The organism is Clostridium sp. Marseille-QA1073 (assembly GCF_054863625.1).
Genome location: NZ_JBSVQM010000004.1, coordinates 136,725 through 161,566, shown reverse-complemented (window position 1 = coordinate 161,566; position 24,842 = coordinate 136,725). Strand labels below are relative to the sequence as shown.

The following is a 24,842-nucleotide window of genomic DNA, read 5'->3' as shown; positions in this document are numbered from 1 at the left end:
ATAAAAAATGTCAAGTGAAAAATAAATTTTCACGATATTATATATTTGTAAAGGAGGGAAATGAATGTTACAAGAATTCAATAATTTAATGGATTACATCGAAACACATTTAACGGAAGAAATCTCTGGAAAAGATATATCAAAAATTGTAGGACTATCTGATTACCATTTTAAAAGAATGTTTTCGTATATGGCTGGAATGTCATTAAATGAGTATATCAAAAATAGAAGGTTATCAGTTGCGAATGTTGAATTAATAAACGGCGCAAAAGTTACAGATGTTGCCTATAAATATGGTTATCAATCTATAGAAGGATTTTCAAGAGCCTTTCGAGAATGGAGTGGTTTTTTACCTTCAGAAGTAATTAAAAACAAATTTCAAAAATCATTTCCCAAATTTTCATTCTTTATAGATATAAGAGGAGGAATTTCCATGGAATTCAAAATTGAGAAAAAAGAAAAGTTTAATATAGTAGGACTATCGAAAAGAGTGCCAATTCAATTCGAAGGTGAAAATAATGCAATCTTAGAACTAGCCCAGTCAATTAACGAGCAACAAAGAAATGAAATGCATCAATTAGCTGATTTATATCCTAATCAAGTCTTGAATGTATCCTATGACTTTGATGATGGTTTCTTGGAAGAAAAAGGCTATTTAACTCATATGATTGGCTTTGCAACTACAAAAGAAAATACATTTGATGATTTAGAGCAAATTTCTATTGAAGAAAGTTTATGGGCAATTTTTCCGAATCAAGGACCATTTCCTGCTACGCTTCAAGAAACTACCGCAAAAATTTATTCTGAATGGTTGCCTTCTTCGGATTATGAAGTAGTAGATATACCTGGAATTTCTTTTACAAAGCACAATGGTACAACGGAAAATGTGTATAGCGAAATTTGGATACCAGTAAAGAAAAAAAGTTAACGATAAACTTCGATTATTAATATATTTACAGAAGTGTTGTTACGTTAAAACTTCATTCACCATATTAGACCAGTCAAAATTTTCAGACTGGCCTTTTGATGTATTTGAAAACCATATGCTATGCACGTGGTTCAATAAGCTTTTAGCGTGTTATAAACCTAAAATTCCTTCTAGACGATAAAATAAGATAGATTTCCCCAACTACCAAATTGAATAGATTGAGAGGATATCCAGGGAAGTACAACGTCATATCTTGAATATTAATTAGATAAATGTAATTTCCAAAAATAGAAAAAGAGCTGAATCATAAATGTAATATATAAATTAAGCCCCCCATTTTTTAGGGAATTTTAAATTCAATTATAATTAATATTTTATTAGAATTTCTAAATACGTTAATAATATATTCAATTGAAAGTGATGGACAAGGGAATAAAACTAGGGAGATTTTTAGGGTGAAATCATGACGGTTCGATTCCGTCCGTTTACACTAACTGTTTGAAAGCACAAAAAACTCCTAACACCAATGGTTACGAGGATGAACATTTTTAATCAAATCAGTTTATTTCTAAAATCAGTTTATCATGGAGTGGGAGTAGCACATATAGCCTTAGAAATTTGGTACCAGAGCCTAAGTCTTTTTGAATGTTACGATATCGAAATTTGCAAAGAATGAGGTAACTTAAAATTAAGTTACCTCATTGAAGCGCCCACTGCACTTTTTGTGCACTACTTATATTAATTTTGCTGTTTTTTGATCCTTTTAAATCCCTTTATAACGTGGCAAAACCAATAGTTTTATCCTATATTGCTTATCCTTAAAATTGAATGAGAGTTAATAAAAACTAGATTTTAAATGCCCTCATAATGAAAAAAATTTGAGGGTACAATTTAAAATCTAATTTTTTATTATGAGAGTAATTTTAAAATTATAATAATAGTCAAGTAGGTATAATCACACTTTAGTTTAAGATAGTGTTTCTGTGAAAACTACTTCGCAAATGTTATAGTTATTCTTTTAAAATATTGTAAATGTTCTTTTTTATATACCTACTTATCTTTTAAATCCTTTAACTCATTGAAGAGAACTTCTGTCTTTTCCTTCTCTTCGTAATTTATATAAATAGTTTTTTCCTTTGTAACTATTTTAATTACTGAATTTTTATCATCTTCTATAAATAATTTAACCTTTTCTCCATCTTTTCTTCTAAAGTATCCCAACTTTTTGTTTCCAATGACTGCTCCATTTTGTCTAACAGCTATTGGAGGAAGAGAGTTTTCAAAGGACAATTCTACTATATCTTTTCTATCTATATTTTCAGAGTACATACCTTTAATAGCTACAACCTGTCCTCTTATTTGTAAATCAACTTTCATTGAAGTGGACGCGTAAACTACCATCACAATAGTTCCTATTATCAATAATGCTGTAAGAGCCATAGCTATTTTTCCCATAGGATGTGCAACATTTACAGTCCAACCTACGCCTGCTCTCTTTTCTACAAAAAATGCTGGATCATTTGGATTATAATAAATCATACCAAAAATGTAATTATCATCATCTTCTCTATTAATAATTAATGTATCTTTATCCTGCCCATCTTTCTCTATTGAAATATTTTTTCCGCTTTGTCCCACTTTATAGCTATATATAATCAATGCAACCCCTAAAATTATACTAAATATAATCATAGTTGTTGTGATAATAAACTCATTTTAGTTGATATTAAATTCATATTTCCTAAATTTGTTGCAGTAAAAAGTATGGCTATAGCATAAGTAATCGTAATTATAAATATTGACATTATCCTTCTAAATTTCATACTTTGAACTCTTATATCTTCAACATTTCCTCCATTTAAGTTTTGCTTTGATTTGCTAATTGATAGAAAACTAAAGAACAATACAATTATTGTAAAGATAAAACTTATTAACCCTATAATTTCTACTTCTTTCCAGTTTCTTAATGCCATAAAAAACACTAATAGAAAAAGTAAAATTGGAGGGGTAAAATACCATTTACTTAACTTTTCATAATTTCTGCTCTTAGCCTTTATATCCACTACCACTATATTCTCATAAGTTAACAAATCTCCCCAGCTTTCTCTTTTTTTAATGATTTTTACTCTTTTATTAGCCTTATAAAAGCACCAATTGCTCTCAAATATAAATAAAAATACACTGAATATAAGTATAATTGACCAGTACTCTTCACTTACTTTGATCATTATCAATATACTTAAAAGTACAGTTAATAAAAAGCATATATTTAAATTTCTTTTATCAAGTCTTCTTTTTTCTCAAATCCCAATGGAATTCTAACCCCATAAAAAACAGCCCTTTGAGAAAAGTTCTGTATAAAGAAAAGAGGAATATAGGTTATTATCATTATAATTATAATTATTAAAATTTCTGCTTTCACAAAAATCACCTACCTATTTAATATCATCATATTTGTCGCTAATTAACTTAATTATTTCTTCTTTGCTAACTCCTTTACATATGCACCTGCATAAAAAAACTTCTAATTCCTCATCTATGGAATTTAAGAAATCTTTCTTATTATCCTTATTAACATTTACCATAGCGCCTTTTCTTCTATCTATTGATAAGTACCCCTCATCTTTTAAAAGATTATAAGCCTTATTGATAGTATGAAGATTCACTCCAATATCTACACTTAAATCCCTAATAGATGGAAGAGCTTCCCCCTCTTCTAGCTCACCTCTTGCAATGGCTTTAATAATTTCATTTTTTAATTGTATATATATTGGAGTTTCACTATGGAATAATATCTTAATCAAATCACCACCACCTTTAAATCCTAAGATCTATTCTATATGTTATATTTGTTATATATATATTATAACAAATATACTAAAATTCAAATCATAATTATTTTTTAATTTTATTGTTAAATAAAAATTAGATACTGCGAGAATGAAAACTTTTGAGGAATTTTTCTAAGTTATAGTTTTATTCAATTACCTATTTAATAAAGTAAAAAAACTCCTCAAAGGCTTGCATTTACAAGACTCTAAGGAGTAATGTGAACTTTTATTATACACTTTAAAATTAAATTTGCTTAATACTAATTTATTACTATTTAATCCTTAATGATTATTATACTAACACCATACTGTTTTGATATTTCTTTAATTGTAACATTATAATCTGTCCTTCCTATTTACGCCACATCGAACTGACTATTATATAGGTCTGCATAGAATCCGCCTTGTTCCATTAATTCGTTATGGCTTCCGCTCTCCATGATATCCCCATCTTTCATAACAAGAATCAAATCCGCATTTTTAATTGTTGATAGTCTATGGGCAATAATAAATGAAGTACGTCCTTTCATTAACTCATCCATGGCATTTTGAATGATTAACTCTGTACGAGTATCTACAGAACTTGTAGCTTCATCAAGAATTAACATTGGTCGGTCTGCAATCATGGCTCTTGCTATTGTAAGTTGTTGTTTTTGTCCTGCCGATAGATTCACTTGATCATTTAACACCGTATCATATCCATGTGGAAGCGTACGTATAAAATGATGCAACCCAACTGCTTTACATGCCTCTTCTAACCTTTGTTCAGAAACATTTTCTGTACAATATACTAGATTTTCACGTACCGTTCCTTCAAAAATCCACGTATCTTGAAGCACCATACAAAATTGTGCATGGACATCCTCACGTCGTAACTGATGAATTGGAATATTATCAATCTTAATTGTACCACTTTGTATTTCATTGAAACGCATTAAAAGATTTACAATCGTAGTTTTCCCTGCTCCAGTTGGGCCAACAATTGCAACCTTTTGACCTGGCTTGGTGGAAACCGAGAAATCATTAATAATTGTTTTATCTGACCCTTCATAACCAAAATGCACATCTTCAAAATCAACCTTACCTTGTACATTTTCAAGCTTTCTTGTCTTTGTTGACTCATCTTCCATTTCTTCCGCTTCAAGGAATTCAAACACACGCTCTCCTGCTGCTGCAGCCGATTGTAAAGACTGGGCAGCTTGCGCAAGCTGACTTAATGGCTGTGTAAAATATCTTACATATAATATAAAGGCCACGATTACTCCAAAGGAAATCGTTCCATTCATTGCAAGAACAGCACCAACTACACAAACTGCAACATAACCCAAGTTACCAATAAACGACATCAGCGGCATCATTAACCCTGATAAACATTGGCCCATAAAAGTACTTTCTCGAAGTTCATTATTTAAATAAACAAATTTCTTTCGTGCTTCAGCTTCACCATTATAAGCTTTTACAATGGTATGCCCAGCATAAATTTCTTCAATATGTCCATTGATTTCACCTAGATGCTGTTGCTGATGTGCAAAGTATTTTTGTGATTTTCCCATTATAAGCATCATTAATACAAATCCAATACAAGTTGCAACAATTGCTGTAATTGTCATAATTACATTAGTCTTTAACATCATAATCAAAGATTCAACTAATAAAGTAATTGCAGAAACTAATGTCCCGACACTTTGATTTAGAGACTGCCCAATGGTATCTACGTCATTAGTCACACGAGATAGCACATCTCCTGTTGTTGTCTTATTATAAAACCACATTGGCAAACGATTAATCTTAACAGAAATATCTCCACGTAACTGTTTAGATACATTTTGTGTAATAGTAGCCATCACCATACCTTGTATTAATGACAACATAAAACTAAGTCCATAAAATATAATCAATGTCCAACCAATTCTAGCAACACCATCTAAATCAATTCCAGTCACAATTCCCTTTGTAATCAAATCGGTAAGTTCTGATAATTTGTTAGGACCAATTAACGTTAACACAGTACCCATAACTGCACAAAGTAATGCAATTACCATAATTAACCAATATTTTTTACAATATTGAAGTAACTTTACCCATGTTGTCTTAAAGTCTTTGGCTTTTTCACCACCGCCGCCCATACCTGGTCCTGGTGGTCCCATTTGTTTTCTATGATTAGCTTGCCCTAATTTATATTCTTCTTTATGACTCATGCTAACTCCTCCTTCGATAATTGTGAATACGCAATTTGTTGATACACTTCACATGTTTTCATTAATTGTTCATGTGTATCAATTCCCACTACTCCCCCTTCATCAAGTACTACAATTTTGTCTGCATCACGAACGGTTCCAATACGTTGTGCTACAACCAGTTTGGTAGCATCTGCGCACTCAAGTTTTAATGCATCACGTAATTTACGGTCTGTCTTATAATCTAGTGCTGAGAAGGAATCATCAAAAATAAATATTTCTGGATGTCTACAAATCGCTCGGGCAATGGATACTCTTTGTTTTTGTCCACCAGATAAATTGGCACCACCTTGTGCTACAAAACTATCATAGCTTTCTTCTTTTGCTTCTACAAATTCAGCTGCTTGGGCAGTACTAACTGCCTCTATAATATCAGTGGCAAGAAATCCTTCCTTCCCATTATCTCCAAAGGCAACATTCGATTTGATAGTTCCTCCAAATAACGTTGCTTTTTGGGATACATACCCGATTTTATTATGAAGTGCGTATTGGCTATATTCCTTCACATTAATTCCGTCTACTAAAACTTCTCCTTCTGTTACATCATAAAAACGTGGTACTAAATTCACTACCGTACTTTTACCACATCCAGTGGAACCGATAAATGCCACCGTTTCCCCCTTTTTTGCAGTAAAACTTACATTACGTATTACATATTCCTCTGCATCTGGATACTTAAAACTTACATTTTTGAATTCCACTTCACCTTTACATTCTGTTTTTGAAGACGTAATCTGTCCATCTACAATAGTTGGTTTTGTATCTAATACTTCTAGAATACGTTTCGCAGAAACGGAAGCACGAGGCAACATAATAAAAATCATAATTAGCATCATAAATGCCATAACTACTTGCATTGCATAAGAGGAGAAAACTATCATATCTGAAAACAATGTCATTTTCTCCATCATACTAGCCTCTTGAATTAGAATCGCTCCCACCCAATAAATTGCTAAGGATAAACCACTCATTACTAACTGGATACTTGGTAGCATCATAGCCATTACACGGTTGGCAAATAAATTAGCTCCAGTTAATTCTGTATTTGCTTTTTTAAATTTACTACCTTGATATTCTTCTGCATTATATGCACGAACAACCCGAAGACCAGTAAGGTTCTCTCTCGTTACTCGGTTTAGATCATCCGTTAATTTTTGAAGTTGCTTAAACTTAGGCATTGCTAAAATTACACAACAACCAACAACAGCTAATAAGAACAACACCGCAAGTGCTGTTGTCAATGTCCATTGCCAACTCTTACCATAAATTTTCATAATTGCCCATACTGCTAGAATAGGTGCTTTAATCATAACTTGTAAACCCATTACAACAAGCATTTGTACTTGTGTAATATCGTTGGTGGATCTTGTAATCAAACTGGATGTAGAAAATCTATTGATTTCTTCCATCGTAAAGGACTGTACCTTATCAAACAGATGTCCTCTTAGTCTGGCACCGAAGTTGGAAGCAACTTTTGCAGCTAATGCAGCAACAATGACGGAACCAACAAGACTTCCTAGTGCACATGTCAACATCTTTCCTCCTGCAGTTAAGATTTCACTCATTGTGCTACCTTCGATCTGCACCAACATTGTAATTTCACTCATATACTCTGGTAATTTTAGATCCAACCATACCTGTGCTATAATAAACACAAGGCTGATTCCCACAAATAACCATTCCTTTTTCGTTAAATTTTTAAATAATTTAATCATATGATTCTCCTTTCTGTAAGTTAGGAATATCATATCGCATAAAAAGAAACTGAAACTAAACTCATCATACATTTATATTAAAAAAAAGAGCAATTGTCCTAAAACAATTACTCTAATCAATATATTATTATACTCTATTTTGGTAAAATAACAGAAAATTTTGTTCGCTCCTTTGAGCTATTACATCAAATTTCCCTTTATGAAGTTCTACAATTCGTTTTGCAATGGATAAACCAATTCCCCTACCTTCCGAGGCATGAGAGGTATCACCTTTCCAAAATTTATTATAATTCCTCCTGACTCATCTCTGGCCCATGATTAATGATGGATACAGTAATAAAATCATGTTCTTCTATCAATTCAATCTTAATATAACTATGAGTTGGTGAAAACTTAATGGAATTATTCAAAATATTAATCCACACTTGCTTTAATAATTTTTCACATGCTTCAATATAATACTCATTAAATTCCACAGTAATTGAGATTCCTTTTTGCATCTACTTATTCTCTAACATTAATACACTGTTTCGCAATTGCTCCGAGAGATTAAATTGAGAAATGTCGTTAGAATGCTTTGATTCTCAACTTTGGTCAAATTAAGTACATTATTTTTTGTTTTCTGAGTTCTATTTTTAGATACAAAAAAACACTCATTCTCAAAAGGTTGAAAATAAGCGACCTCCACAATCTTTACTATTTAATTGAATGATTATAATAACATTATTTTATGAACTGTAAATTCATGTGTTTCGAGACACCATATCAAGAACTACAGATACATTTACGCCATCAGAAATTATTTCTTTCTTCTCTTTTGGGTCTACTTGAGAAAAGCTAAAATGTCTCTCAAAGTGCCTAAAATTAAGGATTTTTATATACCTGTCCGATGTATTGCAACTATGGTCTCCACATGCCTTTAGGAGATAAAAAGAATGCCGCTTAAACCTGGTGGGTCCTAATATACCATAGAAGCTCTTTTATTAGTAATACACAGTTTTAAAATAAGAACTCCTGCCGCCCCCAGATTTAAGTTTCTTTGAGAAGCATATTATTTCTTGAAGTCTTATTTATTAAACTAAAAATAAAACAATCCCTCCCCCCACCGCATTGGCCAAAAAATGTGAACTCCAGCAGGCATAGACACTTTTTTTCTTCTCAAATATAATACCGTACAATATGCTGTCTACAAAAATGAAAAATAAATCGTAGAGCACAATACTAATTGCACGGAAGAATAATGAGCAATAGAAAAAAAGAATGAGGTAATGGTAATGGCATAAGCCGGTCTTATCCTTGTACTTATTTGGGCTTGCAATAATCCACGAAAAACCACTTCTTCTGTAAATGCTAAAATAAGCAGCTGTATAATCAACGCAGGAAGCTTATCAAAAAACAGTATAGGTTTGGTGCGCTCTAAAACATGGATGTAAAAATCCGGCATGATAAGCTTTGAAAGAAGAACTGCCGTCACCCCACTCACGATAGGCAAAAGATCAGCCAGCCTAATTTTTTGAAACTCTCCTGGATACTTTGAGGTGCTATTTCTATATGCTCATACAATAATATCATAACTTTCCAATGCAATTGAAAAGTTATGGCATTTTATTATCTTATTTTTATTTTAAATACATCTTCTTTATTACCAACAAATACTATGAAACCATCCTCTGGTAGTCTACTTTTATCTTTTCCCATCACAGAATTTAATATTATACATTGTCCATTTTCATCATACACTGCAAAATTTCCACCCTTTGGTGATTCAACCTCAATCATTTTATTTTTACTTTTTTCGTCTACCTTAAACCATTTTGCATATCCATTTTCTTCTATTTCCACTAAATCTATACCATTTCCTATAGGCTCTATGAAATCTTCTTTGATAAAAGTCATATCTATTGTTTTTAAATATTCTACTCCATCTTTTTCATAAAAATTTAAATCTGTTAAATCTCGCCCATTTGCCACAGGAATTTCTATAATATTTATTCCATTATTTTCATCAATAATCTTATTATTTAGGATATATCCAGATTTTTCATCCAAATACATTTTCTTAACCAACATAGCATAATTTAAATACATATCTGAATATTTATGTTCTCCTATGGCAAAGTATCTTTTATTTTCTCTATCTTTCCATTTTCTCATGACTGTTTCAGGAACAATATTTTTATCCAATTTCACGCTCTCAAACTCTGTATTTAGAAATTGTCCCACTCCTGGTAGATTTAAATATCCTTTTGTTTGCATATATATCTTATTATTTTTTGCCTCTATAAATTTTAAAATCATTGTCCCATCTTCAGTTTTAAACTCTTCATTGCCAACATATACAAACTTTTTAGATGGTAATAGCCCATCTAATCTCTCAGGCATTATAAAACTATTTTTATCAAATTTTATTTCATATGTTACTCCACTAACAGTCCCATTTCCATATATTCCTTCATATTTAAATAAATTATTTGGAATTTCTACTGCCTTTGGTTCTTCAAATTTTTCTTCAAAATCTACATCTTTTACTATATTTTTTTCCTTTAAATATTTAATCAATACAGTTGATGCAAATGCTTGATTATAGATAGACAATCCATCTGAAGATACTACAGCCATAGATATATTATACTCTGGTAAAACTATTAAACTAGAATGATATGACCCATCTCCTCCCTTTATAACTGCTTTTATACCATATTTACTAAATGGCCACAGATTAGTAGAATCCCAGCCTAGACCATATCCAGTGTTATTATTATCTTCAACCCATATGCCATTTTTATACTCATCTTCTTGCATTCTCAAAGCAGATTTTTTTGATAATATTTCTTCTTTATTTCCCATTAGAACTTCTGAAAATCTTAGGATATCCTCTGCTGTAGAATATATTCCACCAGTTCCCAGTAAATTTATATTTACTGTAGGTAATTCCTTATCTATTGAAGCATCATATATTTTAGCTAATCTATCTCTATCAAAATCACTAAATGAAGTTTTTGTATTTTTTAATCCTAAAGGTTTATTTATTTTTTCTTCTAGAAATTCAGTATAACTGGTACCACTAACTGATTCCACTATTAGCTCTAAAAGTTGAAATCCATCATTACAGTATACAGAAAATTCTCCAGGATTAGAATGTAATTTTTCATTTTGCATATTTTTAAGCAAATTATCTTGAACAAACCTATCACTAACTCCTAATGTAGTACCATTATAATAATGGGAACCATATAATCCAGAAGAATGATTAAGAAGAATCCTTACTGTTATATCCTTATATCTAATATCATCCATTCTAAAATCTGGCAAATACTTTGTTACTGGACTGTCTATATCAATTTTTCCTTGATCTACAAGAATCATTATTGCAGCTGAAACATATATTTTACTCAAAGATGCAATTCCATACATTGTATTTTCATCTATTTCATTATGAGTAAATTTACCATATATACCGCTATTATCAGATAATACAATTTTTCCATTATCAATTATTCCATATTGTAAACTCATAACATCATAATCCGAAACTAAAATATCTGCAATTTCTTTAACTTCTTTTTTAAAACTATTATCTATCTCATTTGGAACACATCCCATTAAAAAAGTAGATAATATGCCCATTAAAACAATCATACATATTAATTTTTTCATATAATATACTCCTTTATCTATTTAATACTATCAAATTATATATATTTATTCGAAATATTTATTTTTTGTGAATTATGAATCATGTAATTCTACAAACATATTTTTCTGAAATCTCTATTTAAACTTTTAGTATAGTTAACCATAAGTAAATTCTTCTTCAATCAAAACTTATGTATAAAAATAAAAAAATTATAAATTAACCTAATGTGCTAGTAAATTTGATTATACCCAAAGCAGTTATCGGTTTTGAAACGGATGCAAGATTAAATATCGAATTTATTTTTAGTTTTCCTTTAGAATCCAGCTCAGCCTCACCAAAAGCTCCTTTATATAATATTTCACCATCCTTAGCTATCAAGACAGTTCCATTAATTAATTTTTTAGATTCAATTTCATCAAAAAATCTTTTTAATATTACTCTCCTATCAGTCATTTTATTCTCCTTTCATTTCTTCTCTTGACAATTCATCTTCAACTACATGATTAAGTTTTACTAAAATGTTTGGTAATTGTATCACTTCTTCCGTTTTCAGACGAGAATAAAAACGATTCACAATTTCCTTGTTAATCTTCTCTTCTTTTGAATAGTAATTGTGTCCTTGCTCATCCAACTGTACAATTATTTCTCTTCTATTATTAGGATTAATTGTCCTTAATAGATATTTCTCTTTTTCTAATTTAGATACAATCTGACTTACAGCACTTGAAGTAACATTCGTGAATTCAGCCAGTTGACTTATTGATAATCTGGATTCTTTTTTCACTAAATCCATTAATATAATTTGTTTGGTTAAAAGATCTTCAGTAAGTAAAGACCAATACTCTTTTATCAAACGAGCATTCATGGAATAAGTTATCTCATTAATTTCTGTAACCAAATTGAATAATTCATTTTCCCTCTCATTATCCATCCCTGAAGCCAATATTTCATTCTCCTTAATATTTAAGTTACCTTAATCATAAAGTCACCTAATGTTTTTGTCAAGAAATATTTAGAAAAATACCAATAAAAGGTGAATTCCATATGCTAATCATATTTCGACTTAAAAAAGCTTTTTAATTTAATAGAAAGAAAACCAAACCCCAATCTCGCTCTTGTACACATTAGAACATATTGATATTCCCTTGGTATATCGGGTAGAAGGCTAACCTTAGTTGATTAGCCGACCTCCCACACCGACGTGCGTACCGTTCGGTATATGACGGTTCTTTAGTTTTCACAAATTTCCAGATAATAGTCTAACATGGACATATATCCAAGTTGGGCTATTATTTTATTTGTCATGGCACAGCTTAACACTTGTGCCATTCTCCAGTATCCTTTTCTGCTATTGACTAATTTATGTACTTTCCACTCTGGTAGTTCCAAGGCTCTTAGGTTCCGATACCTTGTTTTTACTTTCTTCCATTGTTTCCAGTAGATTGCTCGAATTTTTCTACGCAACCATTCATCTGCAAGTGTCGTTAGTTGTTTCATGTCTGCGAGTGAGAAATAGTTTATCCATCCTCTAATGTATTCTTTTAATTTCAGTCTACGATATTCATTTCCCCATCCATTATTTTTCTTCGTCAGTTCTCTGATTTTGTTCCTCATTTTCTCCACTGACTTTGGATGAACTCGGAATCTACACTTTCCTTTGCTTCGATAAAATGCATATCCAGGATATATAATCTTGCTGACATGGGATACGGTCGTTTTGGCTCGGTTTCCATCTGGTTTTGGTACATATACCCTTTTTACCGGCTGTGGTCTATATTTCCCGCTCTGTATATCTTCCTGAATATCTAACAGGTATTCCTCTACTCCGTATTCTTCAATCATTTCAAAAGTAATATCATCTATTCCTGCACTTCCTTTGTTTGCCCGTACTTCTTTCCATGCCCGCCACAAAATATCCAGGCGATAGATACGGTCATACAACGCATGAAATCTGCGCTGTTTATCCTTATTGGCCGCTAGATATAGATTACGTTGAAGTTGTCGTGATTTTTCTATTGAGTGTTGTTGTCCAATGATTGGCATGCACTATCCCTTACCTTACCGTTAATCATGATTAAAGCAGAGCCCCTTTTCTCCTATTGTTTTTCTTATCATAAGATATAATTACGAACCGTCCCTTATATGTAAATGTTAATAATAAAAACCAGTAGCTATTATGTGATTCAGAGTGTCAATAAACCCTTTTTAGGAGAAGTTGAAAAGCTGTCCCATTTGCGGGATTTGTTTTACTTCCATACTTAAATAATATATAATAATACCTACTAGTAGGTCTTTGTAGTAGAAAGCAGATTGACATAACAGAATGTATTTATGAACATAGTTGGGACCTATATGTTGATAAAGGAGGGATTACTATGTCATTAACTTATTTTCCGGGGTGCAAATACACTGCACACTCACCTATAAATAGTGATAAAATTCAAAACTATCTGAAAAAACGATTTGACATGCACATCACAGGCTGTTGCAGTAGAAATATGAGCGGAGTATCGGATGAAGATATAGCAGTATATGTATGTCCTACATGTGGGGCTTTTCTCCAAGAACATTCCCCTCAGATAAAGTCAATCAGCGTATGGGAGATTTTAGATGAAGACAATGATTTTCCATGGCCTGATTACCATGGCGAAGTGATTACTGTACAGGATTGTTGGAGGACCTATGATAATAGTGTACTACAAAATGCTGTCCGTAGTATCTTAAGTCGCATGAATATTATAATCGAAGAAATTGAAGCATCATATGACAAAGCTGATTATTGTGGAATATCTCTTTTAAAGCCATACTCTACCCGTTATGAGCGTTTTGCCCCAGTGCGATTTATTGAGAATGCAGGAGATAAATTTGTTCCTCGTACTGAAGAAGAACAAAGAGTTTTGATGCAAAAACACTGTGCTCAATTTAAGACTGATAAAGTTGTATGCTATTGTACAGGTTGCTTGGAGGGTTTATCAATAGGAGGAGCGAACGGCATTCATCTGATGGATTTAGTAATGAATTCAGTACAGGAGATAAAATGAGCAAAGGATTTATTTATGATGTATCCATCACCATCGTGGATTTTCGCTGACGGGTACAGGCTATACGCCTTTTCTTTCATGGGACCTTCATCAAGATATTCTGCATGGTCGCGATGATTTTCAAAATATTGATTCTCTTTAGTGATGGTAGCGAGAATGATGTCCTCATATTTCATATCCTCCGACGGAGTGATTTCATCTGAAGACTCATCTAATATGTACTCGCTTTGAGAATAGAGAATGATGTTCAGAGAAGAAAAAGATATGTATTGTTTCGTTTACCATTATGATTTCCTCCATTCTTTATTGAAGTGATAGATTTTGAACTCTAAAAAAGGCATAAAAAAGCAGGGTGTCTTCTTTAGAAAATACGCCTGCTCATTCATTTTCAAAGAATAGTTATTTGTGTTCTTGATGAGATTAACTTGTTATTCTCCCTCATTGCTATGCATTATATAAAAATGTGAGATATCTATTATAATTAACTTTTATAAATTTTGATAAAAATAAAATAAGGGCAAGACGAAAATAAATTTTATAACATGCTTATAATTTTGCGTGCTCGCTCAATTACACTTCCGGGTGGAATTTTTATACACGTATATCCAAAGGACTTATACGTTTTTTCATGAATATCTTCAAAACATAAAGCTTCCTCAAAGCTAATCTTTCTTGCCTCTGAGGGCTGACAAAAACCCAAATTCTCAATAAAGAATACTGTCTTCTGATAGATTTGTTCATTCTCAATTCTATTTATTTCTTCCATAATATCTTTAGATGGTTGATATCCAAGATATTTACTTAGAGCATATGTGCAAAAAACTGAGCGGTCATAAATTTGAACTTTAGATGGAAGAGCTGAAAGCTGTACTTGCCTTTGTTTTTGCAATTCCACAATTTTATTAATAAAGGACGCATCCTTCCATGGCTCAGCATTACCTTGTACTTGCTCTAAAGCAATTATATCAGTTGCGGCTTCTTCTACTACCAAATAACCCATTGTTTCTAATAATCTAATAATTGAAGTTTTTCCACTTCCTGGTGTACCTGTTAGAATATATCGTCTCATAAAACACCTCCTAAAAAAATTTAATTTAAACGCATAGCCTACCATTGTTTTTGCTCCTTCAGTTGCATATCCGTTTCCATAATATTTTCTAATCAAGATATATCTGATTCCCTAAACTTCTTCATGGTCTACAGTCTCTTTTAAAAGGCCAATTTTGCCTACGACTTCCTGTGTGAGCTTATTTATAAGCTCACAGATGGATATTCGTTCTTCAAAATACTCATAATGACAATATCATGCCAACTTCCATTGCGATAGAGTGCCTGACGTAATTTCCCTTCATGTATAAAACCCATTTTTTCATAAAGCTTTATGCCTCTTTCATTGAACGAAAATACTTGCAAATATATTCGATGTAAATTTAACTCATTAAATGCAAACTCTAGTATTAAAGAAATAGCAGCTGTACCGATTCCTTTTCCCCACATCTCTTTTACTCCGATATCAATAATACACTCAGCAGAGCGATTCTTATAATCTATATTTATTAAAGAAATGATACCGACTGCTTGATTAGTTTCTTTATACTCAATAATATAACCCTTAGCATTAGATTGAGTGGCTATTGCTGAGATGTATTCTTCCGTTTCTTCCAAAGTATACATATCGAGTTGTGGACTAGTACTTTGCATAACCTCTATGTCGTTACGCCAATTATGATAGGTAGAATAATCATTTAAAGAAATTTTTCGTAATCTTATCACTTCATTTTCAAACATTATATGCTCCTCCTTAAGATAAAATACTCTCAATCATCGTATTCAGTAAATCAAATATTTTAGAAAGTTTAATACTGGGGCAAAATTGATTATATTGTTGTAACATAATTCCATCAATCATTGCGATAAGTAATTCAGCAAAGGAATTTACATCAATTTTATCTCTAAATTCTCCCGCCTCAATTCCCATATTAATGAACAACTGAATAGCATTCGCAAGCTTTTCATGCCTTTCTCGTAAATATGGAATTTCAGAAACATCATGTGAAAGGAAAAATTCTGATTTTGCACGTACTAAATTCGTTTCTGAATTTTGTATTGACAATACTGTTTTCTGAATCCAATCTTTTAACTGTGGTAATAAGAGTTCTTTAGGATTAGGGCTTAAAACTGATTTCATATTTAAAAAATCATCATATTTTAATGCAGCTACAAAAACAGAATCAATATTTTCAAAATGTGCATATAAACCACCCCTCGATATTTTGGCTTCATCCATAATGTCTTTCATCGTGGCATTAGAATAACCTTTCTTAGAAAAAACATTAACAGCAGCTTTTGCTATCTTACTTTTTCGTGCTTCTAAATATTTCTCACTTACCTGTGGCATTAAAGTCACCCCCTACACTAAAATAGACACTAGTGTCTATTTTAGTGTAGGACTGAATAGTGAATTTGTCAATACTATTTCTTGGCAATCTTCCAGTTGTCTTTGTTCTTTTCCAACACTAAATCAAACTGTGATGCTTGCATTGCCTTTGTCTGCTTAGGTAAATATCAATTAAATAGAATGTTTTTATTTCTTTTTTAATAGAGATAAAAGTTCCTCATTTTTTCTTTGCTTTCAACTTTTATATCAAGACCAAGAAACTTAAACCTTGTCTTTATATGGGATATAAATTATTTTATATTTTTAGAGACTACTGGCACATAAAGATCTGCAGTGAGTTCTCCCTGATTAAAATAGTAATATTCAATATCGTGAATACCAGCATGCTCATATTCCGATTCAATTAACCATACCGAATATATATAATCCCAGGTTTTTTGTACACTTTCGGTTATAGGGCCAAGAGTTCTAAAAATTGCATAAAGCGAAGATTCCAGTCTATATATCTCCATATTCTCAGGAACATAATTTGTGGAATTAACTTCATGACCTATCATATACTCAAAATCATCTCCATCAGAAAATATGCAAATGCCCATACATTCATCTATATACTTCCGCTCTATTATTTTTTCGCCTTCCTTTTCACTATTCCACTTATGCCATAGCAGCGGTATATCCTGGAGGTTGCTCCCATCTGCCTTCACTTTTGTCCTTTTACCTACTACATATCTTTCCGGAAGTTTCCTGTATAAAGGAGTTAATCCTTCTTTCATTAGTTTATACTTAAACAGCATATAATCAAAATTCATTGGTTCCCTTATAAAATAAAGCAATTTGCCGTTTCGTACTTCAGAGGGATTTCTTCCATAAACTTTTTCGAAGGCTCTGCTGAAGGCCTCCCTTGATTCATAGCCATATTTTATACCTATGTCCACAATAGGCATGTCCGTATATACCAATTCCTTTGCCGCTTCCGTTATTCTTCTTTTTCTGATATAGTCTTTAAGTGAATCTCCTACTGCACTTTTAAAAATACGATGGAAATGATAAAGAGAATAGCCCGCTTCCTTTGCGATAGAAGATAAATCAATGTCATCATATAAATGACTCTCTATATAATTTATTGCTTTTTCTAGAGAATATACATAGGACATATTCAATCATCACCTTATTCCAGACTATTTATAACTTCACTTAAATCCTCGGGTACTTTTATTTTATCATTAATTTGAACATATTCGTATAAAGCCTCAAGATTATTATCTCCATTTAAATCAAGTATGGATAGTTCATCCATAACCTTATAATCTTTTTCTATCCATTCTTCTATTGGAAGGCTCTTATACCCTTTCCACATATCCCAGGGCTGCATGGGCACCTTTAGTAATGAATTAGCATCAAGGATTAAATTACATCTTAAATAATCATATCCCCACCATTTGAAAATGCCGAACAACTCAGGATTAAGCTTCCCTTCTCTACACAACAACCAGGCTCTTGCCCCTGTTATAAAATAGTTCTCACTTACATCCAGAGGATCAAAAGGCAGTCCAAGTACCCTTTGCTGGAGAACATCCAGTTGTGCATCAACCATTATCCACTTTTTCTTCTCTTCATTCCAGTATTCAAGTACCCAGTGGTCGATATACTTGTCTTTTTCAAGGTAGCTTGCAAAGCCACATCTTGCTCTGGCAGGTATACCGGCTTCACGGCAAAGTGCTGCAGCAACTACGGAAAAGTCACGGCATATGGATATCATTTTATTTTCATTTGTTCTTTGCTCGGATACGTGAGTGAAACCTAGCTTATTTAAGAAAATAAGCTTATCTTCAAAGCTCCGTATGAATGGTTCCTTCTTTCTTTCATCGCTGAGTTCCAATCCATAAACTTCACTCCAATGCTGATGCAATAGAATATTTTGTACATAGGTAACAATAGTTTTGATATCCTTTGGTATATCTGTAACCATGTGTTTCATTGTTTTAATTTCTGTCATAATATCATGCTCTTGATAAAGCTTAAGGATATTTTTCATTACAATCCTCACTCCAATCATCAATTAAATATCATATTGTTTCTTACATTCCTTATCTGTATTAATATAATTATAATGTGCCGTTCAATGATGATGAGTGATATTTTGTGCGATTTATAGAATGTATCCTACACCTTGCCTTACTTTAGGTTAGGGAAGGTACCAGCCTGATATTAGAATTACTGGAGAAAAGAAGAATTGCTAAAAACACTTCAAGCTGAATTAAGAAATTGATTTATAGTGAGCATTTAGAAGAAAAAGCATAAGAATAGCAGTTTACCCCATGGGAATAGACTTTGCTAAATAGTTATAACATAAAATTTTTTTGCCATTTAGCATAGAACTTATGTAATACCTCATATGGATACGGTTGCACTAGCAGAGCTGCTTAGATGGATTTTATGTTCCATTAAATAAGAAAGTATGGGATAATTTTGTGTTTTGGGGTGTACTTTTATACAAAATAAGAAAGTAGGAAAATTATTTTTATAGCTTCCCCTTTATCAAATCGTGCGTGCCCTACTAATGTATACGGCTTACCAACGTGTTTGAAATAGATAAGAATTAAATATATGCATTTTCTTCATTTATGGACATTCCTTTAAAATAAAAACACCCGCCATTTTCACAGCAAATGCTTCAATATATGTTATATAAATTTTTACTATACCATTATTCTAAATTTTTTTGTCCTATTTAGGATAACCTATCTAAACTTTAACTCATTAAATAGCTATCATTATGAGTAATTCTATTACTTCCCTACTTTAATTATAACATAGCCATATATACAAATATAGACTGTTTATTTTTTCGCCTCATTGTTAAAATATAATAGATATAATCTTTGATTGTTAGATTATAGTTATTTGAGCCACACTATAAACTCAAAGCAACATCACAATACTTTATTAAAATAAAACTATTGGAAGAATTAAAAAATCACAATAGTATAGATGGGTTTTATTGGGCTACAAAAGAAGATTCACGAAATATTTATATAGCTACATCAAATACAATTTACGACTAAAATATAAATTACACAGCCTAATAAAATTTTTAATAATTTATATATATCAAAGGAGGAAATAATATGATTCCACAAACAAAACTAATACCGGTTAAAAAAGCATTACAAAAAACTTTTGGAGTTAATGAATATGAAGATATAAGAATGTTAACTGCTGGCCTCTCATCTGCATTTGTTTTTCGTATTGTGGTTAAAGGTACCCCATACTTGCTTCGTATTATCACTGCTACAGATGCTATTAACGACCCAACCCACCAGTTTACTTGCATGAAAATTGCTGCGAAAGCAGGTATTGCTCCACGCATATGGTATATGAGTATAGAAGATAGAATATTAATTACAGATTTTATTGAGGCTCAACCACTTCCAATTGATGAAGCAAAGGTTAAACTAGCTGAGATGTTACACAAATTACATTCGCTGCCTCCTTTCCCTAAGCTAGTTAATTATCTTGATACTGTGGATAATTTTATTCGTAACTTTAAGTCTGCGAATATCCTTCCTGAAAGTTTCACAAAAGAGTTATTTGCGTTATACTCACTTGTTTCAGATGCTTACCCTCGTGATGATAAAGATTTAGTTTCATGTCATAATGATCTTAAACCTGAGAATATTCTTTTTGACGGTGAGAGAACTTGGCTTGTAGATTGGGAAGCTTCTTTTTTAAATGACCGCTATGCAGATTTAGCTATTGTTGCAAATTTTGTAGTAAGAAATGATAATGATGAATCAGATTATCTTCAAAGGTATTTTGAAAAAGAAATAGATGAATATGCAATAGCCAGATTTTTTCTTATGAGACAAATAGTACATATGTTCTACTTCACTGTTTTTATGTTATTAGGATCCGCAGGCAAACCTATTGACCCAAATATGGAAAAACTAGATTTTAGAGATATTCATGACCGTATATGGGCAGGTGAAATTAGCTTATCAACTAATGAAGCCAAACTGCAGTATGCTTGGGCTCATATGCAACAGCTGCTATGCAATATGAATACAACTAGCTTTAAAGAATCATTGCACATTGTTTCTAATTATCACCTAAACAAATTATAAGAAATAGATAAATATATGGACCACCAACCAAAGACTTTACACTTCGGTTAGCGGTCTCTTATTCTACCTATTCATTTTCTATTTCTAACTCAGTGCTATCTAGTAAACACACTTTGATTAATTCTCTCTTAATTCCCACTATCTTCTCTACCAGTTTAAAATAAATAGCTACCTCAAACTCAATAAGTGGCTTTGCTTTTTAAACACATCTATAAACCTTTTGGCTATTATCCTTTATAAAATGCCTCCCCTCTCAAGCAAAAATTCCCCCAAACCTAAATCTGAGGGAACCTAAAACACAGTTCAATATTTACTTAAAACGTTTTAATTCCTTTGAAATCATCCTATTTCCTTTCTATATTTGCACGCACTTTACGGAACATGTTTACTAGTCATACTTCTAGTTTTTTTATACCCCGACTCATTTAGTATTCTTAAATCTCTTGCTAAGGTTGCTGGGTCACAGGAAAGGTAGACTATTTTTCATGGTGACATTTTTGCTATAGCTTGAAGCAGTAATTCCTCGCAGCCTTTTCTTGGTAGGTTTAATGCTATAATCTAAATTTGCTTAAGATATAATTAAATACCCGTTTGCTTCATTTAATAATAAATCAAATTTCTCCATACTAGTGCTTATCCTTTAAATATCTTTCTTTATACTCATTATTTTCCTGTTTCAGCTTTTTTATTTCATATTGACATGAATAGAGTGCAATCCCTTGTTCAAGAGATGCACTCTATTCATGTTCTTCATATTCACTTATTCAACGGTATAAGAAATAATTTTCTTAACAGTGATAGATATCAGATAACCTTAGAAATCTACTTTATCCGGATGAAGCCCTGAGCTTCCACAATCGGTTAGTCTGTCAATCTTCTCAACATCTTGTACACTAATTTCAAAGTCAAATACATCAAGATTATTTTTAATTCTCTCTGGTGTAACAGACTTTGGCAATGGAACAATTCCCTTTTGAATAATCCAGCGCAGACTAAGCTGAGCTACGGATTTTTTGTATTGATCCGCAATTTCCTTTAATACTGGATGCTTCAAAATCTGTCCGTTTGAAAATGGAGCCCATGCCTCCACCAAAATATTGTGCTGCTTACAAAACGCTACAGTTTCCTCCTGCAACATGCCAGGATGGAATTCAATTTGATTCACCATCGGTTGAATCTTAGCAGTTGCAAACAATGGTTCTAAATGGTGTGGAAGAAAATTACTAACTCCAATTGCTTTGATTTTACCCTGGTTATAAAGTTCCTCGAATGCTCTCCAGCTCTCGCTGTTTGCTTCCTGCCAGTTATTCTTGGATGCTTTTGCAATAGGCCAGTGGATAAGATATAAATCCAGATAATCAAGCTGTAAATCCTCTAAAGTTCGGTTAAAAGCAGCTAATGTCTTTTCATATCTTTTGTCATCATTCCACAGCTTACTTGTTACAAATAACTCTTCACGTGCCACACCGGATTTACGTATGGCTTCACCAACACTTTTTTCATTTCCATAAGCAGCAGCGCAGTCGATATGTCGATATCCTGCCTTGATTGCATTTAGTACAGACTGCTCTGTTTCCTCTCCACTAGGCGTGCGGAATGTACCGAATCCTATATTCGGAATCTTATAGTTGTTGCTTAATGTGTAAAAATTTTCTTTCATAATTATTTTCCTTTCTGATTTATTATCGTATAAAATTTGTCATAACATGGTCTTCCTCTACAGGAACAGGTATTTTTTCTTTTTCAGCGTCAATTATCTTAAGGAGCCAGGCCATTGATCTGGCATTTTTACGAAGGGTCTGAATACCTTCTTCGTCCTGATGAACTTCTCCTTTTTCCAAACCATATGCTACTGTCCAGTATTGAGATGGCGGCATAACTGTCTGGGCTAAGTTAAGATAGTTATTTAGCTGGTGTACTACATCTACACCACCGGCACGTCTTACAACTGAAATGGAAGTTGCAACTTTATATTTGAAATAATCTGAACTCGTGTAGAATACTCTATCCAGAAAAGCCTTCATTGTTCCTGCTATTGCTGCATAATAGGTAGGGGATGCAAGAATAAAGCCGTCTGCTTCACGCATTTTTTTTGCAACCTCATTGACAATGTCATCCTTAAAAACACAGTGATTTTCCTCGGAAGTCCAACAGTATCCACAGCCAATGCACCCATGAATATTTAGCTGGCCAATTTGAATGATTTCAACTTCTATACCCTGCTGCTCCAACTCATCTGCCATAACCTTGAGTGCCTGACTTGTATTACCGTTTTTACGGGGACTACCATTAATAGCTATCACTTTCATAAATTCACACCCCTTTCTCTGCTATACGGCAAGTATAGACCCTACACTTAACTGTAAGTCAATAGTATATGTAAAAAAAATTTCATATTCATAAATTCATACTTCTTTCCCTACGATACAGCAAGTATAACCTTACATTTAACAACTTTCATAATCATCCTTGACTTAGAGTTAAGTGTAAGTTATATAATATATAAAAAACTATTTGAGGTGATAAACGTGAACTATACCATAGCACAAGCCGCTAAAAAAATGAATTTAACAGTATATACATTAAGATACTATGACCGCGAGGGACTGCTCTCTAATGTTAAAAGGGATACATCAGGCAATCATATTTTTACAAAGGATGATATGGAAATGCTCTCACTTATATGCTGTCTTAAGAATACTGGAATGCCTATTAAGAAAATTAAGCAATTCACAGACTGGCAGAATGAAGGTAATCATACACTCCATGTCCGTAACGACATGTTAATAAAACATAAAGAAGATATTTTAAAGCAAATCGAAGATTAAAAAAAACATCTTCGTTTGATTGACCGAAAGCTCGATTATTACCATGATGCCTGCCAGGCCTATGATACAGACTCACCAATTCCAACCTGTTGCGAATATACGGATAATGATTCAGAATTTTAGTTTTGATTTAGCGAGTATTTCTATCTATATAATCTTGATATACAGGGTTTGATCCGTTTGTTCTTCACTCTAAAATAATTACTGTGCTTCTATTTGACACTACTCCCCGAAGCACCAAAGGTCTTACAGCTATTAGGACGATAGCATAAACGGTTTGTGGTAAGCAAACACCATAAGAGTCTCACCTCTCTGAGTATCTCTGCGTACTGCCCTATTTCGATGTCTGTAACTGGGCGGAAGCAGCATTATAGCTGTCCTTTGTGATATGATTCACCACAGACCGTTTTATAATCAGTCGTTCTCGCTCTTCACATTCGATGGCATAATCTATCATCCACAGGAAATCTTGGAGTGATCGTCAATATCGCTGCTGCTTTTTGTCACGTCTGGACGGCTCATATATTTAAGCTGCCTGATATGAAATTTTTAAGGGGCAATACGACCGTTCCCAAGTTTGGAATAGCTAAGTATGACCTGTTTGTTCTTGTATAAAAACAGAATACTCCCATAACCGGCGGCTCCAGTTCCCAAAAATCTAACAATGGAGATTATATGTATGATAGTATAATTTTTACGTTTTTATAAAAAGAGACACCAAGGTTTTAACTTGATGTCTTTGGATTTTCTTTTATGCAATTCACGTTTTTAGAGTGTGATCTTCAAAACTACCAAATGTCATCTATAAAAACCCCTAAAAAAGGCTCAAAAAATGCATTTTTCAACCCTTTTTTAGTTTTTTTGTCTTGAGACCACTACATCTTGTAGTCAATCCGTCTTATTTTTTCTTTTGACTGCAATTCGTCATCATTATTATCGTCTCAACATGTGGTGACACTATTATTGGAACATAATTTTTCAACCTCGTTATTATCATGTAAACACAATTCATCACTTCCATGTCTTCCTCTTGCATTTTTTCTTTGAGGTTTAAACTTATCACTTTTTATTGAATTTCACAAGTCAATAATTTAAAAATA

The 24,842-nt window shown here is 32.4% G+C and carries 23 protein-coding genes and 1 pseudogene; 4 read left to right on the top strand and 20 right to left on the bottom strand.

The genetic code is table 11. The annotated features are described in order from the left end of the window. The first annotated feature begins 64 nt into the window (after positions 1-64). Entirely contained in the window at positions 65-928 is an 864-nt protein-coding gene (locus ACY1IQ_RS05270; protein ID WP_461612976.1) for an AraC family transcriptional regulator, read from the top strand. 1,050 nt (positions 929-1,978) lie between these two features. On the opposite strand, the gene ACY1IQ_RS05265 is transcribed toward ACY1IQ_RS05270, so the two are convergent. The 13 genes and pseudogenes from ACY1IQ_RS05265 to ACY1IQ_RS05205 form a co-directional block, all read right to left on the bottom strand. Beyond that, the gene (locus ACY1IQ_RS05265) at positions 1,979-2,620 is read right to left on the bottom strand and encodes a DUF5808 domain-containing protein (RefSeq protein WP_461612975.1); all 642 of its coding nucleotides are present in this window, start codon (positions 2,618-2,620) and stop codon (positions 1,979-1,981) included. Further along, a complete protein-coding gene (locus ACY1IQ_RS05260; RefSeq protein WP_461612974.1) occupies positions 2,617-3,162 on the bottom strand; it encodes a hypothetical protein in 546 nt (181 codons plus the stop codon). The genes ACY1IQ_RS05265 and ACY1IQ_RS05260 overlap by 4 nt, the downstream gene beginning before the upstream one ends. Positions 3,163-3,197: 35 nt before the next feature. Beyond that, positions 3,198-3,350, bottom strand: coding sequence for a hypothetical protein (locus tag ACY1IQ_RS05255; protein WP_461612973.1), 153 nt, complete (start codon positions 3,348-3,350; stop codon positions 3,198-3,200). Positions 3,351-3,363: 13 nt separating this feature from the next. Then, entirely contained in the window at positions 3,364-3,732 is a 369-nt protein-coding gene (locus ACY1IQ_RS05250) for a GntR family transcriptional regulator (protein ID WP_461612972.1), read from the bottom strand. A 383-nt stretch (positions 3,733-4,115) separates the two neighbouring features. Then, positions 4,116-5,957 (bottom strand): ABC transporter ATP-binding protein, encoded by a 1,842-nt coding sequence (locus ACY1IQ_RS05245; RefSeq protein WP_461612971.1) that lies wholly within the window; start codon positions 5,955-5,957, stop codon positions 4,116-4,118. Then, positions 5,954-7,711: an ABC transporter ATP-binding protein gene (locus ACY1IQ_RS05240; RefSeq protein WP_461612970.1), complete on the bottom strand. Its 1,758-nt coding sequence runs from the start codon at positions 7,709-7,711 to the stop codon at positions 5,954-5,956. Before ACY1IQ_RS05240 ends, ACY1IQ_RS05245 begins: the two co-directional genes overlap by 4 nt. 127 nt (positions 7,712-7,838) lie before the next feature. Then, a pseudogene (locus tag ACY1IQ_RS05235) lies at positions 7,839-7,985 on the bottom strand (ATP-binding protein); the annotation flags it as partial. 10 nt (positions 7,986-7,995) lie between these two features. Further along, the gene (locus ACY1IQ_RS05230; protein ID WP_461612969.1) at positions 7,996-8,211 is read right to left on the bottom strand and encodes an ATP-binding protein; all 216 of its coding nucleotides are present in this window, start codon (positions 8,209-8,211) and stop codon (positions 7,996-7,998) included. A gap of 686 nt (positions 8,212-8,897) precedes the next feature. Continuing rightward, entirely contained in the window at positions 8,898-9,155 is a 258-nt protein-coding gene (locus ACY1IQ_RS05225) for a CPBP family glutamic-type intramembrane protease (RefSeq protein ID WP_461613050.1), read from the bottom strand. Positions 9,156-9,319: 164 nt separating this feature from the next. Further along, the gene (locus tag ACY1IQ_RS05220) at positions 9,320-11,368 is read right to left on the bottom strand and encodes a serine hydrolase domain-containing protein (protein ID WP_461612968.1); all 2,049 of its coding nucleotides are present in this window, start codon (positions 11,366-11,368) and stop codon (positions 9,320-9,322) included. 196 nt (positions 11,369-11,564) lie between these two features. After that, positions 11,565-11,801: a serine hydrolase gene (locus ACY1IQ_RS05215; RefSeq protein ID WP_461612967.1), complete on the bottom strand. Its 237-nt coding sequence runs from the start codon at positions 11,799-11,801 to the stop codon at positions 11,565-11,567. A 1-nt stretch (position 11,802) separates the two neighbouring features. Further along, complete coding sequence (locus tag ACY1IQ_RS05210; RefSeq protein WP_461612966.1) at positions 11,803-12,291, bottom strand: MarR family winged helix-turn-helix transcriptional regulator; 489 nt, start codon at positions 12,289-12,291, stop codon at positions 11,803-11,805. 287 nt (positions 12,292-12,578) lie between these two features. Further along, entirely contained in the window at positions 12,579-13,391 is an 813-nt protein-coding gene (locus tag ACY1IQ_RS05205; RefSeq protein ID WP_461612965.1) for a group II intron maturase-specific domain-containing protein, read from the bottom strand. 455 nt (positions 13,392-13,846) lie between these two features. Between ACY1IQ_RS05205 and ACY1IQ_RS05200 the strand changes: the two genes are divergently transcribed. Further along, on the top strand, positions 13,847-14,389 hold the full coding sequence (locus ACY1IQ_RS05200; RefSeq protein ID WP_461612964.1) for a hypothetical protein: 543 nt from the start codon (positions 13,847-13,849) through the stop codon (positions 14,387-14,389). Positions 14,390-14,924: 535 nt separating this feature from the next. On the opposite strand, the gene ACY1IQ_RS05195 is transcribed toward ACY1IQ_RS05200, so the two are convergent. From ACY1IQ_RS05195 to ACY1IQ_RS05175, 5 genes are all read right to left on the bottom strand, one after another. After that, the gene (locus ACY1IQ_RS05195; protein WP_461612963.1) at positions 14,925-15,458 is read right to left on the bottom strand and encodes an AAA family ATPase; all 534 of its coding nucleotides are present in this window, start codon (positions 15,456-15,458) and stop codon (positions 14,925-14,927) included. Positions 15,459-15,640: 182 nt separating this feature from the next. Then, positions 15,641-16,177 (bottom strand): GNAT family N-acetyltransferase, encoded by a 537-nt coding sequence (locus ACY1IQ_RS05190; protein WP_461612962.1) that lies wholly within the window; start codon positions 16,175-16,177, stop codon positions 15,641-15,643. A 13-nt stretch (positions 16,178-16,190) separates the two neighbouring features. Then, the gene (locus tag ACY1IQ_RS05185) at positions 16,191-16,787 is read right to left on the bottom strand and encodes a TetR/AcrR family transcriptional regulator (protein ID WP_461612961.1); all 597 of its coding nucleotides are present in this window, start codon (positions 16,785-16,787) and stop codon (positions 16,191-16,193) included. Positions 16,788-17,077: 290 nt separating this feature from the next. Beyond that, on the bottom strand, positions 17,078-17,944 hold the full coding sequence (locus ACY1IQ_RS05180; RefSeq protein ID WP_461612960.1) for an AraC family transcriptional regulator: 867 nt from the start codon (positions 17,942-17,944) through the stop codon (positions 17,078-17,080). A 14-nt stretch (positions 17,945-17,958) separates the two neighbouring features. Then, entirely contained in the window at positions 17,959-18,825 is an 867-nt protein-coding gene (locus ACY1IQ_RS05175) for a transglutaminase-like domain-containing protein (RefSeq protein ID WP_461612959.1), read from the bottom strand. Positions 18,826-19,918: 1,093 nt separating this feature from the next. Between ACY1IQ_RS05175 and ACY1IQ_RS05170 the strand changes: the two genes are divergently transcribed. Next, positions 19,919-20,914, top strand: coding sequence for a phosphotransferase (locus ACY1IQ_RS05170; protein WP_461612958.1), 996 nt, complete (start codon positions 19,919-19,921; stop codon positions 20,912-20,914). An 814-nt stretch (positions 20,915-21,728) separates the two neighbouring features. On the opposite strand, the gene ACY1IQ_RS05165 is transcribed toward ACY1IQ_RS05170, so the two are convergent. Both ACY1IQ_RS05165 and ACY1IQ_RS05160 read right to left on the bottom strand, forming a co-directional pair. After that, a complete protein-coding gene (locus ACY1IQ_RS05165) occupies positions 21,729-22,574 on the bottom strand; it encodes an aldo/keto reductase (RefSeq protein WP_461612957.1) in 846 nt (281 codons plus the stop codon). Positions 22,575-22,596: 22 nt separating this feature from the next. Next, positions 22,597-23,223, bottom strand: coding sequence for a flavodoxin family protein (locus ACY1IQ_RS05160; protein WP_461612956.1), 627 nt, complete (start codon positions 23,221-23,223; stop codon positions 22,597-22,599). A 219-nt stretch (positions 23,224-23,442) separates the two neighbouring features. Here ACY1IQ_RS05160 and ACY1IQ_RS05155 point away from each other — a divergent pair, with 219 nt between their 5' ends. Next, positions 23,443-23,742 (top strand): MerR family transcriptional regulator, encoded by a 300-nt coding sequence (locus tag ACY1IQ_RS05155; protein ID WP_461612955.1) that lies wholly within the window; start codon positions 23,443-23,445, stop codon positions 23,740-23,742. Positions 23,743-24,842: the final 1,100 nt, after the last annotated feature.

Coding starts and splice junctions, on each gene's coding strand:
- ACY1IQ_RS05170 (WP_461612958.1), top strand. CDS start 19,919: ATGATTCCACAAACAAAACTAATACCGGTTAAAAAAGCATTACAAAAA.
- ACY1IQ_RS05165 (WP_461612957.1), bottom strand. CDS start 22,574: ATGAAAGAAAATTTTTACACATTAAGCAACAACTATAAGATTCCGAAT.
- ACY1IQ_RS05190 (WP_461612962.1), bottom strand. CDS start 16,177: ATGTTTGAAAATGAAGTGATAAGATTACGAAAAATTTCTTTAAATGAT.
- ACY1IQ_RS05160 (WP_461612956.1), bottom strand. CDS start 23,223: ATGAAAGTGATAGCTATTAATGGTAGTCCCCGTAAAAACGGTAATACA.
- ACY1IQ_RS05270 (WP_461612976.1), top strand. CDS start 65: ATGTTACAAGAATTCAATAATTTAATGGATTACATCGAAACACATTTA.
- ACY1IQ_RS05215 (WP_461612967.1), bottom strand. CDS start 11,801: ATGACTGATAGGAGAGTAATATTAAAAAGATTTTTTGATGAAATTGAA.
- ACY1IQ_RS05265 (WP_461612975.1), bottom strand. CDS start 2,620: ATGATTATATTTAGTATAATTTTAGGGGTTGCATTGATTATATATAGC.
- ACY1IQ_RS05230 (WP_461612969.1), bottom strand. CDS start 8,211: ATGCAAAAAGGAATCTCAATTACTGTGGAATTTAATGAGTATTATATT.
- ACY1IQ_RS05195 (WP_461612963.1), bottom strand. CDS start 15,458: ATGAGACGATATATTCTAACAGGTACACCAGGAAGTGGAAAAACTTCA.
- ACY1IQ_RS05200 (WP_461612964.1), top strand. CDS start 13,847: ATGAGCGGAGTATCGGATGAAGATATAGCAGTATATGTATGTCCTACA.
- ACY1IQ_RS05245 (WP_461612971.1), bottom strand. CDS start 5,957: ATGAGTCATAAAGAAGAATATAAATTAGGGCAAGCTAATCATAGAAAA.
- ACY1IQ_RS05220 (WP_461612968.1), bottom strand. CDS start 11,368: ATGAAAAAATTAATATGTATGATTGTTTTAATGGGCATATTATCTACT.
- ACY1IQ_RS05240 (WP_461612970.1), bottom strand. CDS start 7,711: ATGATTAAATTATTTAAAAATTTAACGAAAAAGGAATGGTTATTTGTG.
- ACY1IQ_RS05175 (WP_461612959.1), bottom strand. CDS start 18,825: ATGAAAAATATCCTTAAGCTTTATCAAGAGCATGATATTATGACAGAA.
- ACY1IQ_RS05180 (WP_461612960.1), bottom strand. CDS start 17,944: ATGTCCTATGTATATTCTCTAGAAAAAGCAATAAATTATATAGAGAGT.
- ACY1IQ_RS05205 (WP_461612965.1), bottom strand. CDS start 13,391: ATGCCAATCATTGGACAACAACACTCAATAGAAAAATCACGACAACTT.
- ACY1IQ_RS05225 (WP_461613050.1), bottom strand. CDS start 9,155: ATGCCGGATTTTTACATCCATGTTTTAGAGCGCACCAAACCTATACTG.
- ACY1IQ_RS05185 (WP_461612961.1), bottom strand. CDS start 16,787: ATGCCACAGGTAAGTGAGAAATATTTAGAAGCACGAAAAAGTAAGATA.